Origin of the sequence: Archangium violaceum, from assembly GCF_016887565.1 — a bacterium.
Lineage (GTDB): Bacteria > Myxococcota > Myxococcia > Myxococcales > Myxococcaceae > Archangium > Archangium violaceum_B.
In genome coordinates, this window is sequence record NZ_CP069396.1 from 4,350,163 (window position 1) to 4,364,847 (window position 14,685).

Annotated in this window: 8 protein-coding genes; 3 read left to right on the forward strand and 5 right to left on the reverse strand. The window is 68.2% G+C overall.

Features of this window, described 5'->3' with window-relative positions; all coding sequences use genetic code 11:
* The first annotated feature begins 87 nt into the window (after positions 1 to 87).
* On the forward strand, positions 88 to 1,152 hold the full coding sequence (locus JRI60_RS18030) for a DUF2804 domain-containing protein (protein ID WP_204227098.1): 1,065 nt from the start codon (positions 88 to 90) through the stop codon (positions 1,150 to 1,152).
* 134 nt (positions 1,153 to 1,286) lie between these two features.
* Here the strand turns inward: JRI60_RS18030 and JRI60_RS18035 are convergent, their stop codons facing one another.
* The 4 genes from JRI60_RS18035 to JRI60_RS18050 form a co-directional block, all read right to left on the reverse strand.
* Positions 1,287 to 3,074: a M4 family metallopeptidase gene (locus tag JRI60_RS18035; RefSeq protein WP_204227099.1), complete on the reverse strand. Its 1,788-nt coding sequence runs from the start codon at positions 3,072 to 3,074 to the stop codon at positions 1,287 to 1,289.
* A gap of 226 nt (positions 3,075 to 3,300) precedes the next feature.
* Complete coding sequence (locus JRI60_RS18040) at positions 3,301 to 3,507, reverse strand: mersacidin/lichenicidin family type 2 lantibiotic (protein ID WP_204228989.1); 207 nt, start codon at positions 3,505 to 3,507, stop codon at positions 3,301 to 3,303.
* Between the two features lie 100 nt (positions 3,508 to 3,607).
* Positions 3,608 to 6,877 (reverse strand): type 2 lanthipeptide synthetase LanM family protein, encoded by a 3,270-nt coding sequence (locus tag JRI60_RS18045; RefSeq protein WP_239470587.1) that lies wholly within the window; start codon positions 6,875 to 6,877, stop codon positions 3,608 to 3,610.
* Between the two features lie 96 nt (positions 6,878 to 6,973).
* Positions 6,974 to 8,692: an RICIN domain-containing protein gene (locus JRI60_RS18050; protein WP_204227100.1), complete on the reverse strand. Its 1,719-nt coding sequence runs from the start codon at positions 8,690 to 8,692 to the stop codon at positions 6,974 to 6,976.
* A gap of 224 nt (positions 8,693 to 8,916) precedes the next feature.
* Here JRI60_RS18050 and JRI60_RS18055 point away from each other — a divergent pair, with 224 nt between their 5' ends.
* Positions 8,917 to 11,370 (forward strand): ATP-binding protein, encoded by a 2,454-nt coding sequence (locus JRI60_RS18055; RefSeq protein WP_204227101.1) that lies wholly within the window; start codon positions 8,917 to 8,919, stop codon positions 11,368 to 11,370.
* 98 nt (positions 11,371 to 11,468) lie between these two features.
* Positions 11,469 to 13,298: a family 43 glycosylhydrolase gene (locus tag JRI60_RS18060; RefSeq protein ID WP_204227102.1), complete on the forward strand. Its 1,830-nt coding sequence runs from the start codon at positions 11,469 to 11,471 to the stop codon at positions 13,296 to 13,298.
* A 7-nt stretch (positions 13,299 to 13,305) separates the two neighbouring features.
* On the opposite strand, the gene JRI60_RS18065 is transcribed toward JRI60_RS18060, so the two are convergent.
* Entirely contained in the window at positions 13,306 to 14,526 is a 1,221-nt protein-coding gene (locus JRI60_RS18065; RefSeq protein ID WP_204227103.1) for a cytochrome P450, read from the reverse strand.
* Between the last annotated feature and the right edge of the window lie 159 nt (positions 14,527 to 14,685).

Below are 14,685 nucleotides of genomic sequence, written 5' to 3' on the forward strand. Positions count from 1 at the left end.
GCCTCACTCACGTTTCGCGCTTGCCGCCGGGGGCGGGACAGTCCCGCTCTCGGCGGCATTCCGCCCGCGGGCTCACGACCCTATGCTGTGGATGGCCTGACCCTCGACGAGGAGGACGTGTTGACAGCGACCGCGCCGGCGCGGACACCGATGGAACGTGAGATCCTCGCCCCGGTCGAGCTCTGCCTCCCGAACGGCCGGCTGAACCCGCTTGCCGTCGGCTGGAGCCGGCACCCGTGGCACGACACCGACCGGCTCGGCCGTGGTGTCTACGGCTGGGGGCGCAACAAGCGTTGGGAATACTGGGCAATCACCACGCCGACACACATCGTCGGCCTCACCGTGTCCGCCCTGGACTACGCCGCGCTGCACCAGGTGTGGGTGCTCGATCGCGCGACTCGACGCGAGGTGGATGCCGTCGCCATCGCGCCGCTCGGCATGAGCGTCACCCTGCCCGGCACGCTCCATCGCGGCCCGGTGCGGGCGCGCACCCGCTCGCTCAGCATCGATGTGGATGACCACGTTTCCGGCACCCGCATCCGAGCGGCCACGCCGCGCGTGCGCCTGGACGTGCTGGTGGATCGCCCGGCCGGTCACGAGGCGCTGGGCGTGGTGGTGCCCTGGACGAGCCGGCTATTTCAATACACGGTCAAGGATGTCGCGAGGCCCGCCTCCGGCACCCTCTGGGTCGATGGCGAGGAGTTCCCGCTCGCCGCCCGCGAGTGCTGGGCGGTGCTCGACCACGGACGTGGCCGCTGGCCGTACTCGATGCATTGGAATTGGGGTGCCGCCTCCGGCAGGGTCGGCGAGCACGTGATAGGCCTGCAACTGGGCGGCAAGTGGACGGTCGGCACGGGGTCGACCGAGAACGCGCTCGTGGTCGACGGTCGCATCCACAAGATCAGCGAGGAGCTCGACTGGCGGTACGACCGGAGCGACTGGCACGTGCCGTGGCGCATCCGCGGGGAGCGTGTCGAGGTGGACTTCACGCCATTCTTCACGCGCGAGGCTCGAACCCAGCTGGCCATCGTGGCGTCGGAGACGCACCAATGTTTCGGTCACTACACCGGCTGGGTGGCGGACGACACGGGACGGCAGGTGCGCGTCGACGGCCTGCTCGGCTGGGCCGAGGATGTGCGCAACCGGTGGTAGCGCACACTCGGGAGGCCAGGAGTCGTATTCCGATACATATCGGTCGACCAGGATAGCGGACCGCGAAAAACCAACCGGCGCGGCCGCCAGGAGTGGCGACCGCGCCGGCCGGAGACTTCCGTGCTGCTGGGGGATTAGTTGCCGGAGCTCACCTTGAAGGTGGTGCCGGAGTAGGCCGTGTAGCCCTTGATGAGGACGTAGTACGTGCCCTGCTTCGCCCCGTTGATGGTGCAGGTCTCCGCCGTGGTGGCGCCCGCGGAGCGGCAGTCGTAGCTGGTGGTGGTGGGGGCGCTTCCGAACTTCACGTACAGGTCGGCGTCACCCGTGCCGCCGGAGAGCTCGAACTTCATCGCGGTCGCGCCGCTCGGCGTGACGAAGGTGTAGTTCGTGTTGCTGCTCTTGGCGCCCGACAGGTTGTTCACGGTGGAGAGCACCGTCCAGGTCGGGGGCGCGCCCACGCCCACGGCGGTCCAGGCCTCGTTCACCGCGGCGGCGGCGGCCGAGCCGTAGAGGTCGGTGGCGGCCTGCGCGGTGGCACCGCGCGCCTCGGAGAAGGTGCTGCCCGGCGTGAGGTACACCGTGTTGGCGCGGTAGAAGATGGCCGCGCCCTTCTGGATGCTGGTGTAGGGGTTGGCGTCCAGCGCCGGCACCACGTTGGTTGTCTTGCCGCGCGGGTGGGTGCCGCCGGTGACCATCAGCTTGAAGGCCAGGTTGGCGATGCCCGAGTTCCAGTGCACGCCGCCGTTGTCCGAGGTGCCCGTGTAGCGCGTCGGGTAGTAGTCGTAGTCACCCGCCAGGGCCGGGTCGTTCATGTAGCGCAGGGCGTCGCCCGCGGTGGCCGGGGTCCAGCACTCCTCGCCCACCTTCCAGGTGTTGCCGCTGACGGCCCCATCCCGGTACGCCTCGATGGAGGCGCCGAAGATGTCGGACATGGCCTCGTTGAGGGCGCCCGACTCGTTCGCGTAGATGAGCTCCGAGGAGGTGTCGGTCACGGCGTGGGTCAGCTCGTGCGCCACGACGTCGAGCACCGTCAGCGGGGAGGACTGGACGCCATCGCCGTCGCCGTACACCATCTGCGTGCCGTCCCAGTACGCGTTCACGTAGTTGCGGCTGTAGTGGACGGACGAGCTGAGGGTGCCGCCGGCGCCGTCGTAGCTGTCACGGCCGAAGTTGCTGAAGTAGAAGTCGTACGTGAAGCCCGCGTTGTCGTGGGCCGCGTTCGCCACGGCGTCGGAGACCGGGGCCTGGCCCTCGGAGCGCAGCAGCGTGCCGGGGAGCGTGGTGCGGGTGGCGGCGGTGTACGTCTTGCGGTTGCGGCCCGTCTGGAGGTTGTCGAACTCCCGGACGACCTCGCCCGTCTCCGCGTCGATGAAGAGGTTGGGACGCGAGGGCTGGCCGTCGGCGGTGAGGGTCTCCAGCTGCACGTGGTAGGTCAGCCGGGCGCTGCCGTCCTCGGGGAGGATGACCAGGTCCGACTTCGGCGTGCCCACCAGGCCCACCGCGCCGCTCGCGCGGCCGAGGGCGATCCGTGTGGCCTCCTCCGCGCGGAGCTTGGGGGTGGTGCTCACGCGCAGGTTGCGCGCGAGGCGGTCGGTGATGGACTCGACGGAGCCGTCCGAGCCGAGGTGGAGGATGGCCTGGGCTCCGAAGACGGGCACGCCCTTGAACGTCTGCGTCACGCGCTCGTGCGACTGGCCGCGCTGGTCCTTCAGCATGCGCCTGGTGGACAGCTCTCCGGCGCCAACGAGGAAGTCCGGGCGCTGGGCCTTGAGCTGCTGCAGACCACGGCCTTCGGCCTTCACCGAGAGGTTGCTGTCCTGGGTGTCAACGGGGGACTGAGCGTCGGAGTCCACGGTCTCCACACCGCAGGCGCTGCCCAGGAGCATCAGGGGGACGAGGGGAACAATACGACGAAGGCGCATCGGTACTTCCTCCGGTTCCTCGGGTTCAGTGGAAGGCTGAACTCTCCAATTAGATTCCAAGAAAATGATATTTTCGTCAAGTCACAATTTTCCAGAATCGAAGAGGAGACCTGACTGAAATCAGGACGGCCACGAGCATGGGAGGTAGGGCGGGGTGGAGGACGAAATAAAAAGGGGAACCGCCCTTGAAGGGCGGTTCCCCGGGAGTCCCATCAGGGACTGGGAATCAGTAGCAGTACTTCGGCGGACACGGCGTGCAGTACGCCGAGGTGGGCTCGCCCGTGATGCCACCGCTCACGTTGCGCAGGGCACTCTCGTCGAGCTCGAGCAGCGCGGCCGGGTTGGAGGGCAGAGCGGCGCGCTCCTCGGCGGACAGGCTGTTGAAGTACTCGGCATCACGCCAGGCGCGGAGGATGTGCTCCTTGTTCGACATGCTCATGGGGGTACTCCTTCGTTGAGGGCTGGGGGTGGTTGCTTCCCGAAGACGCCAACCCTCGGCTTCGGGAATGCCCCGCGGGGGATGCGGGGACAGCTCAAGGACTCCGGCCCGCTCTGGCGGGGGCGAGCGCGAGCACCGAGGGCACGCGCTCCGGCGCGGCCAGCCGTGCCAGTCCGAAACCGATGCCCGCGAGCCCCACCAGCAGGCCGGGGGTCTCCTGGTTGCGCTGCAGCCCGAACAGGTATCCCTGCTCGTCCATGCCGCGCAGGATGCTCCGGGCCAGCCGGTATACCCGTCGCTCCAGCGACTCGTCCCGGAGGGTTCTGGCCGCCTCCAGCAGGAAGTCGAGGTTGCCCAGGTCTCCGTGGCACAGGCTGTGGTTCTGGCCGAAGCCCCGCTCGAGTGTCGTGGCGGTGGCCACCGCGAGCTCCTCGCGCACCTGGGCGTCGTCGAGCTGGGGCAGTCCCGCCAGCCGGGCGAGCCCGATGCCGGGTGCGCCATGGCACCACGCGGTCATGAAGTGGGTCCCGCCCCCGTGAGGGCCCGCCTCCTCCGCGGCACCCGCGCGCAGGTCCGGCCAGTTGCGCTCCGAGGCCGAGAACAATCCCCGCTCGAGCTCGAGGCCCTCGCACGCCATCCGGTGGAAGCGCTCGTCTCCCGTGGCCGCCGCGAGCCGGAGCAGCGCGAGGGCGATTCCCGCCGCGCCATGGGACATTCCGGCGAGGACGCGATGGCCCGCCAGGGGGACCACCCACCCCATGCCCCGTGTCTGACGTTGGGCGGAGTCGAGCAGGCGCTCACCACAGGCCCGCGCCGTTCGCCACAGCAGCTCCGAGGGCCGGTGTTCGGCGAGCACCAGCAGCGAGATGAGGCATCCCGCCGAGCCGATGCCAAGGTCCAGGATGTCGTCCACGGCGATCAGCGGGGGGAGCTTCTCCAGGTAGCGCTCGGCCTGCTCGAGCAGCCGCTCATCCCGCCACAGCACCCCGAGGTGGGTGAGGCCGTAGAGGACGCCGCCCCAGCCATTGAGGATGCCGAGCCCCCGCACCTGCGAGGCATCCTGCTCTATCTGCAGGGCCTGGGCGCGCAGGGCCAGGCGGGCGGTGCGGGTGAAGGACTCCTCGCCCGTGATGGCGCCCAGATGGCCGAGGGACAAGGCGATCCCCCCGAGCCCCTGGTAGAAGTCGGGGCCGGCCGGTGCGAGCCTCCAGCCGCCGGGATCCGCGTACTCGAGCGTCAGCCAGTGGGCCTCCTCCGGTCCGGAGAGAGACAGTCCGACGAGCCGCTCCCCGATGCGCCGGGCCGCCGCGAGCAACTCCTCGCGCCGCGCGGGGGCGTCGGACTCCTCGACGCGGTAGGAGGGCCGCTCGCCCCCGGGCTCCGCCAGACGGATGACGTCCAGCGTGCGGTGGAGGATCCACCGCTGGCGCTCGACATCCCAGGAGGACAGTCTCTCCAGCCGGCGCCGGACCCGCTGGAGGCCGGTGTTCTCGAAGAAGTCGTCGAGGCGCTGGCCCGAGCTGGTCCAGAGGTGACGCGAGCCGGCCCGGGTGGTGAACAGGGGAATGTCGCCCCGGTAGAGGTCCTCCAGCTCGAAGGGGACGAGCCGCTCCAGGAACGGGCGCTCGTCGACGCCCTTCCAGAGGTTGTCGAGGAAGCGCTGCCGCTCCAGGGCATCGCCGAGCGCATGGGGATGGAGGCCCTCGAGCAGCAGGGTGCCGTAGCCCGCCGTGTGGCGGAAGATGACGCGCACCGTGGCGTCCGAGAACGCGGCGAGCGGTCCATTCTCGGCCAGCAACGCCTCGCGCTGCTCCTGGAGCAGGCGGCACATGCGGGAGAAGCCCTCGGAGAGCTCCTCGGAGTAGTCGAGCAGGTGGACCTCCGCGTCCTCCAGCCGCGGACGGTTGTTGGAGCCGGAGATCTCCACCTGCCGGCGCTCGAAGCGCATGCGGTCCGTCCCACGCTCGACGGGCATGAGGAAGGCCTGGGGGGTGAGCTGCCCGGGACGCGAGCCGAGACCGCTGATGTCCACCCCGGGGCTGTCGCGGGTGCCCCAGGTGCGCTGGGGCAACAGGCCGCTCTTGAGCACCGATTCGCCGAGCGGCGCCCCCGGAAGATGCTCGACGTCACGCAGCGCGCTCCCGCGGACATTGGGGTGGAAGAGCGTCTCGAGGTCCACCAGGACGGGATGCTCCCCGGAGGCGATCAGGTTCTCGTGATGGAAGTCGGTGGCATCGAGGAGGTAGAGCAGGGCGGTGTAGCCGCCCTGGCGGAGGTAGAAACGGCGCACCTCCTCGCGCGAGGCGCAGGGGGCGGCGTTCACGAACTCCACCCAGCCATGGTCGCCGCGGTCGAGCACCTCGAGCGTGCGCAGGGGCGGGTCGAAGCCGCGGCCGTCGAGCCAGGAGAGCAGCCGCTGGAAGGCGGCCTCGGTGACCAGGGACCGGGGCTTGTAGACCAGCCGGAAGCCCGACGCGAAGCGCAGGAGGAAGACGCTGCGCCCGCCCCGGTGAGCGTCCGAGATACCGCCCTCGGCTTCGACGAGCCTGTCCATCCGCGCCGCGCCCGTGAAGTGGCCGCGGATGTCTCGCGCGTCGAGGGCCAGGTGGCGCAGCAGCTCCAGTCCGGCCCGCTCCCAGTTCGCGAGCTGCTCCACGAGCCGCCGCGCGAGGACGGGGTAGTGGCGCAGGATGGAGAGGGCGATCTCTGGGTGGCGCAGGCCGCGGACGAAGTCCTGGAAGCGCTGCTGGGGCGTGTCGCCCGCGAGCCGTCCCTCGAGGCCCGCCGCGTGGAGCTCCACGACGAGGACACGGCTCAGCAGGGTGCCCAGGGTCGCCGGGAGATGGCCGAGCAGGGTCTCGGCGGTGGTCCGGGCCTCGAAGGGCGCCTCGGGGAACGTGGCCTCGAGCTCCCGAATGCCCGCGAGGAGCCGTTCATGACTCCTGCGGACCAGGGGTTCGATGAGCACGAGGAAGGGGGAACGTTCTGGCTGCTGTTCCCGCTCGGGCCAGGCGAAGGGCTCGGCGATGGAGGCCGCGTAGGCCTGCTCTATCTCCTGGACCCAGGAGGGGGCGGAGCCCATGGCGCGCCGCAGGGCCTCGAGTGGCGTCCCGAGCACGGTGCGGAGTTCCTCCTCGGTGATTCCGCTCGCGGCGAGCCGACGCTCCCACAGCCCGTTCCGGCACAGGGGCTCCTGGTTGCGCCAGCGTTCGATACGCCGCCGGGCCAGCTCACCATCGATGGCCGCCGTCCCACCGTCGCGGCGCAGCGCCCGGATGCGTTCACCCAGCTCGGTACCGAGGAACCAGCGCGAGGCGTCGACCTGACTTCCCTCCACCTCGCTACCCATCTTGGAGTCGTTCACGGCGGAGGACACGCTGCTCCTGTGGGTATGTGATGGGTAGAGCGAAGTGAAAATTTGAGCCTTTCTCTATCGGCGAGTCAAGCCGATGAGAAGGCGTCACCGCGCGAAGCGGAAGCTCTCGTTCGTCGTCCAGCCGCATGGCCACTGGATCAGGAACGCGCCGTCGTCCATGGAGCCGCCCGCGATGTCCAGACATTGGGAGCTGTGCTTCGCCTGGATCGCGAAGTACCCGTTACCGTACGGGAGCAGGCGGAACCGCTGGTTGTCGTTGGCGTTGCAGGTGTACTGGACCACGTTCGTGTTGGCCGCCGTGGAAGAGCCGGGCACGTCCATGCACTTTCCGCTGTGGCGTGCGCGCACGGTGAAATACCCGTCTCCCGTCGACTCGAACATCCATCGCTCGTTGTCCACGCCCCAGTTCGAGAACTGGGTGAGCTTCACGCCATCGCTGGTGCTCGCCCCGGGGACGTCGATCACCTTTCCACTGTGCTGGACGTAGATGGCCGTATGGTCCGCGCCCGTCGGGTCGTTCTGGAAGGGGATGTTCTCACCGACGGAGGTCCGGCCGCAGCCGTCCTTGGCGCAGCCACGCATGGAACGCAGGTCACCCGTTTGTTCGATAGGGTGACCGATCCCATCGAAGCAACCCGAGCCCGTACAGTTCATCCACGCGGGCGAGCTGCCGCCGCGGGTGAGCGGCACGAGGTTGTTCCAGGTATCCATGTGGTAGTCATTGCCACCGGGATTGCGGAAGTCCTCGAAGTAGAGGCAGCCGCCCGAGCCTCCAGAGTCGTGGTAGGTGCCGTGGGCGTTCTTCCCGACGTAGCCGACCGGATGCGTGCCATCCGCGGTCTCGAACGAACCGGCTTCCCGGCTGTACCATCCGCCGTGCTGGTAGAAGGCGACCCGGCTCAATCGTCCATCGACGACCAGGACCGCCATCGACTCCCAGTCCGCGGCGTGCGAGCCCTCGTTGGCGAAGCACGTGCTCTGCCACGCATAGAAGTACCAGTAGCGGATGAGCACCGTGTTCGTCCCGACCTGGGTCGCGGTGTAGTAGGCCGGGACCCGGTTGTCGCGAATCGTCGAGTAGTCCTTGTTGCAGAGCGAAACGGGAGAGGCGCCCTGCGCGCGTTGCGTGAAGTACGTGGCCGCGTCGCTCGGGAAGCACTTGCTCTGCTCACCGGAGCCCGTGGTGGTCTCCTGGTCGAAGCGGAGGCGGGGGGCGTACTGCTTCGCCATCGCGCTCAGATCGAAGGAGGGCCCGCCGTTGTCCGCCTGACAGAGATAGAGCTGCTTGTTGTCGCAGTAGCGATCCCAGCAGCGGACGCCCGCGAGGTACATGGACTCCGGGGCCACGAACGTCCCGCCGCTCTCCTCCGAGACGGACTCCGTCCAGTAGCAGCTCGAGCGCACGCCGCCGTTGTCGAGCTGGGAGCACCGGAGGGAGATGCTGTCGCAGTAGTCGCCCGCGCAGCGGATGCCCGTCACGAAGCCGTTGTTGCCGCACACCTGCTCGTGCGTGCCCTCTTCGGAGAAGTAGTCCGTCCACCAGCTGTTCGTCTGCGTATGCCCGGACTCCACGCTGAGCAGGCTCACGTTGTCGCAGTAGCGGCCGCTGCAGCGCAGGCCGTGCGTCAGGAAGGCGGGGCCGCTCTCGATCGCGGGCGCGCCATCGGTGGTCCACGGCAACCAGTGAGGAGGATGGACCTCGGTATGGAAGTACGTGCTGCGCGCTTCGGCGGTGGGAGCGCCAGGCGCGGTGAACGCGAGCAGAGAGGCGCCGACAGCGATGGCAATGTTTTTGATCTTCATGGAGCGCGGGACCGGCCTGGCAGTCAGGAAAAAATGTTTAATTTGAATATACAGGATTCAAGGCGTCGGCGGCAGCTCTTTTCGAGAGGCAGGCCCACGGTCCGCAAGGGAGGGCTCCCGCCTTCGTGAGGAGGCCCTCCTCTTGGGCGGGCGATTCGCGCGAGGCGTCACTCCTTTCCGGGTTGTTGAGGTGAGAGGAAAAAAGGATTTCGGGAGATTCGTTCATGCGTGCGCCGGCAACCCTGGCACGTGACACTTTTCGCCTGCGTGCGCTCCTGGGTGATACCCGGCGGCTCGTCTGGGTGGTGGATGAGGCAGGAAGGATGCAGGAGCCTTCTCCTTCGTGGGCGGCCTTTACTGGCCAATCCTCCGAACGGATGCTGGGCCGGCACTGGTGGGATGCGGTCCATCCCGAGGACCAGGAGAACCTGGATCCGAACGGCTCCTCCCTCGCCAACGGTGAGGAGCTCGCCTGCCGCGTATGTCGGGCGGATGGGGGCTGGGGAGACGTGCTCGTGCGTGCGCTTCCGGTGAAGGACGACGCGGGGCGGCTCGTGGAATGGCTCTTCCTCGCGGAGGAGGTCACCGGACGAGCCAGCGACAGACAGGCGCGGCTCGAGGCCCTCCATCCCGAGGAGCTCCCGCGTACCGTAGAGGAAGAGCGCAACCTGCTGCTGGCGGAGCTCGAGTCCAAGGAGCGGCTGCTCTCGGCCATCCTCGCGCAGATGCCCTCGGGCTTCATGCTGGCGGGACCCGGCGGAGAGCTGAAGTACGCCAACGCCCAGGCGGAGAACATCTGGGGCCACCCGCTCATCCATGCGGAGGACGTCCAGGGCTACGCCGCCTATCGGCACTTCCGCCCGGATGGCACCGGGTACCCGCCCGAGGAGCTGCCGTTGGCGCGCAGTCTGCTGCACGGCGAGGTGGTGCGCGACGAGGTGTTGTGGCTGCGCGCGCGGGATGGCAGGGACGACCGTTTCGTCAGGGCAAACAGCGCCCCCATCCGGGACGAGCGCGGCCGGATGATCGCCGGGGTCGCTGTTTTCGACGACATCACCGAAGCGCGCCGGGCCGAGGAGCGTGCCGCGCGCTTGCAGTCGGTCACCTCGGCCCTCTCGCGGGCCCTCACCCCGGGCGACGTGGCCCGGATCGTCCTCACGGAGGCCCTGGGCGGCATGGGCGCGAACGCGGGCGCCGTCTACCGCCGGCTCGCGGACGAGACGCTCGAGAGCCTCTATGACGTGGGCTGCCCGGAGGAGCTGGCTCGCCCCGTGGCCGAGGCGGTTCGCGCGGGCAGGGAGCTGTGTCACCCGCTCGCGGTGCTGCCCATGTCGGTGGATGGGCAGTCCATCGGCGCGCTCGTGTTGTCCTTCCCTGGACCGCGCACCCGTGGCCCCGAGGAACTGCAGTTCATGAGGATGCTCGCCCAGCAGTGTGGGCTGGCCCTGGAGCGCGCGCGCCTGTACGAGGTGGCCGAGGCGGAGCGCCAGCGCGCGGAGCAGGCCAGCCGCCTGAAAGATGACTTCCTGTGCGTGCTGTCCCATGAGCTGCGCACGCCGCTGACCGCCATCCTCGGCTGGACACAGATTCTCCGCACGCGCGAGCTGACGCCCGAGAAGCGCGTGCGTGCCCTGGAGACTGTCGAGCGCAATGCACGAGCGCAGACCCAGCTCATCGAGGACCTGCTGGACGTCAACCGCATCGTGAGCGGCAAGCTACGGTTGGACCTGCGTCCCACCCATCCCGTGAAGCTCATCGAGAGCGCGCTGGACGTGGTGCGCCCGGCCGCCGAGGCCAAGGGCATCCACCTCCAGACGCGATTGGATATCCACACGGGTCCGTTGTTGGGCGACCCGGATCGGCTGCAGCAGGTCGTGTGGAACCTGCTGTCCAACGCGGTGAAGTTCACCCCCCAGGGAGGATGCGTGACGGTGTCTCTCTCCCGGAGCTCGTCGCACGTGGAGCTCCAGGTGTGTGACACCGGTGATGGAATTCCCCCGAGCTTCCTGAAGCACCTCTTCGAGAGGTTCCGCCAGGCGGATGCCTCCTCCACGCGGCGCTACGGGGGGTTGGGACTGGGTCTATCCATCGTGCGCCACCTGGTGGAACTGCACGGCGGCACGGTCGAGGCCCACAGCGAGGGAAAGGGCAGGGGAGCCTCCTTCACCGTCCGGTTGCCGTTGGTGGCACCGCGTCCGAGCACGGCCGAGCCGGCGCGCGCGCCTCCCCCGAGCCCGCCCTGGCTTTCCACCGAAGCCCCCCAGGAACTCAGTGGACGTCACATCCTGGTGGTCGACGACGAGGCGGACTCGCGCGAGCTGATCGCCGCCCTGCTGCGGGAGGCGAAGGCCCGGGTCTCCACGGCGGCCAGCGCGGCCCAGGCGCTCGAGCTCCTGAGCCGGGAGCCGCCGGAGCTGATCATCTCCGACATCGGCATGCCGGAAATGGACGGCCATGCGTTCATCCGGGAGGTGCGTGGCAGAGTCCCCGCGCGGGGCGGGCAGGTGCCGTCCGTGGCGATCACCGCGTACACCCGCCGGGAGGACCGGGACGCGGCACTGCTGGCGGGCTTCGACTCGCACGTGTCCAAGCCGCTCGAGGCGTCGGAGCTGCTGCGGGTGGCGGCTTCGCTCCTGGCACACGCCTGCAGTACCGGGCCGGACGAGGCCTGTTCATGAGCGCTCCAAGCATCCGCGTCAGGGTGGAAAATTCGTGAACTCATGAATAGCATGTATTTCCCTTGAAGGCCTGACCTGATCGACGCAGGATGCAGGCCATGAAATCGACGCTCGATGATGGACGTGCAAGCCATCGGCTGGGCCGCCTGGCGCTGGCTCCGCTGCTCCTGACCACCACGCTTCACTGCGGCGGCGCGGACGCGTCGCATGCGAACGCTTCCGGCACCGGTGGCGCGGGCGGAGGCTCCGAATGGGTGGGGGGCGCGCTCGCGGAGCCGGAGTGCTCGCCCGGCACCTCCGGCAATCCCATCGTGGCCGGCTGGTACGCCGATCCAGACATGAAGTTCTACAACGGCGTGTACTGGGTCTACCCGACGTACTCCGCTCCCTATGACTCGCAGACCTATCTGGACGCCTTCTCGTCCACCGATCTCATCCACTGGACGAAGCACTCCAGGGTGCTGGACAAGGTGAACGTGTCCTGGGCCACGCGGGCGATCTGGGCGCCGTCGCCCATCTTCCGCAACAACACCTACTACCTCTACTTCGGGGCCAACGACATCCAGAGCGACGGACAGCTGGGCGGCATCGGTGTCGCGAAGTCCAACAACCCCGGTGGGCCCTACGTCGACGCGCTCGGCCACCCGCTGATCAGCAAGTTCGTCAACGGGGCGCAGCCGATCGATCAGAACATCTTCATCGACGATGACGGCCAAGCCTACCTCTATTATGGCGGCTGGGGTCACTGCAACGTCGTCAAGATCAACAATGACATGATCAGCCTGGACAGCTCGTCCTTCAAGGAGATCACTCCGTCGGGCTACGTCGAGGGCGCGCTGATGTTCAAGCGCAACGGGAAGTATTACCTGATGTGGTCCGAGGGGGGATGGACGGGGCCGGACTACCGCGTGTCATATGCCATGGCCAGCTCGCCGCTGGGGCCCTTTCCCAAGGTGGGGACGATCCTCAGCCAGGACGCGGCCATCGCCACCGGCTCGGGTCACAACACGGTGATCAACGTCCCCGGGACGGACAACTGGTACATCTTCTATCACCGCCGTCCGCTCGGAGAGACGGACGGGAATCACCGCGTGCTCGCCTACGATCGCATGTATTTCAACAGCGACGGGACGATCAAGCCGGTGGAGATGACCAGCCAGGACAACTTCTGCGATGGCAACGCGCTGGGCTGGACCACCTACGGCGCGACGTGGACCGTGTCCAACGGCCGGTATGTCACTCAACAGGCACCCGACGCCAAGGCCCTGTTGAACACAAACTTCGCCGCGCTGTCCTATGAGGCAGACATCACGCCGGGCGCCTCCGGGGACGCTGGGTTGATCTTCCGGGTGAGCAACCCGGGCGCCGGGCTCGACGCTTACAAGGGTTACTACGCTGGCATCGCCGCGGGTAGCGACAGGGTGGTGCTGGGCAAGGCGGGCGGAGGTACCTGGACCCAGCTCGCGAGCGCCGCCGTGACGATCGATCCGAACGTCACCTACCACCTCGCGGTCGTGGCCAACGGCGATCGCATCTCGGTCTATCTGAACCGTTCGACGGTCCCCAGCGTCACGGCCATCGACTCCACGTATACCTCGGGGGCGCTCGGACTCCGGGCCCATGACAGCGCGGCCGCGTTCGACAACGTGAAAGCATCGAAGCCGCCCGGAGCCATCTTCTACGCGGATGGTGGGTACGGCGGTCTTGGGATCTCGCTGAACGCCGGGAGCTACACGCTCGCGCAGCTCAACGCGGCGGGCATCCCCAACGACTGGATGAGCTCGCTCAGGGTCCCCGCCGGTTGGACGGTGCAGGTCTACCAGAACGGCGATTTCACCGGGACGATGTGGAAGTTCACGGCGGATACGCCGCTGATCCCCCAGGATGCCAACGATAAGATGTCGTCGGTGAAGATCTTCGCGCCGTAGTCCTGGCTCAGCTCCTCGGGAAGCGCACGTGGAGCGAGCTGGGCCCGCGATCCTGGAAGTTGGAGCCCTGGTAGTTGTAGGGCCTGCCGGCGAGCTCCCAGCGTGGAAGCGTGAGCAGGGAGCGCAAGGCCTCCTCGACCTCGATACGGACGAGGGAGGCCCCCGGGCAGTAGTGAGCACCGACCCCGAAGGTCATATGCCGGTTGGGCGCCCGGGTGATGTCGAAGCGATCCGGGTCGGGGAACACCTCGGGGTCGCGGTTGGCCGCGGCGGTCATCGCGTGGACGAACCGCCCCTTGGGAATGCGCGTGCCGCCGAGCTCCGTGTCCTCCACGCACAGCCGGTTGATGGACAGGATGGCCGGCTCATGGCGCAGGCTCTCCTCGATGGCGCCCCGGAGGAGTCCCGGGTCCGCCCTCAGCTCGCGCAGCTGCTCGGGGTGATTCAGGAGCGCGAGGACCGTGTTGGTGAGCTGGTTCGTCGACGTGACGAAGCCCGCGCCGATCATCTGGAAGGACTGGATGACGGCCTCGCCCGCGAGCTGGGGGTTGCCCTGCTCCCCCGCGATGAACTGGCTGATGAGATCCTCCCCGGGCGCCGCACGGCGCTTCTCGACGAGGTCCCTGAGGTAGGCCACCATGTCATTGGAGGTCCGCCGTATGGAGCTCCTCACCTCGTCCGTGCCGACCGCCACTCCCGCGGGCTTGAGCAGGTCCTTGGACCATCTCATGAACCGTGGCCGATCCGCCTCGGGGAGCGCGAACAGCTCGGCGATGGCATTGATGGCGATGGGCTCCGCGAAGTCCGCGACGACGTCCATCTCCCCCTGGCGCAGTCCCTTCTCCAGGGTCCCCTTCACGAGCGACGCGAGTCGGGGCCGGAAGCGCTCGAGCGCCGCGGGCGTGAAGCCCTTCATGATGAGCTGACGCAGCAGCGTGTGGCGGGGCGGATCCTGGAAGAAGACGAGCCGTGACCAGTGCGCGAGCATCTCCTTCGATGCCGCATCCTCTCCCAGCAGCCCGAGGCCCCCCAGCAGCTCGTTCGCGCGTCGTGAGGAGAAGTGCGGGCTCTTGGCGAGCGACTCGATATCCGTGCCGCGCGTGAGGATGAAGCACTGGAAGGGCTCGAAGAAATAGACGGGAGCCTGGGTGCGCAACCGCTCGAAAGTGGGGAAGGGGTTGGCGAAGAAGCTCTCGCTCACCAGATCGATACCGGCGCCCGCGCTCATCGTTTCTCCAGTGCTGCGTGGCAAGACGGGCCGGGAAACTAGCGTGGTGGCGGCCCATCCGCACTCCCCGGCTTCGGGGTGACGGACCACATTCCGCTGTTTCCTCTCCGTATGGGTGCATGGCTCGCTCCGTGCATTTGGATGCGCACACGCCTCCTG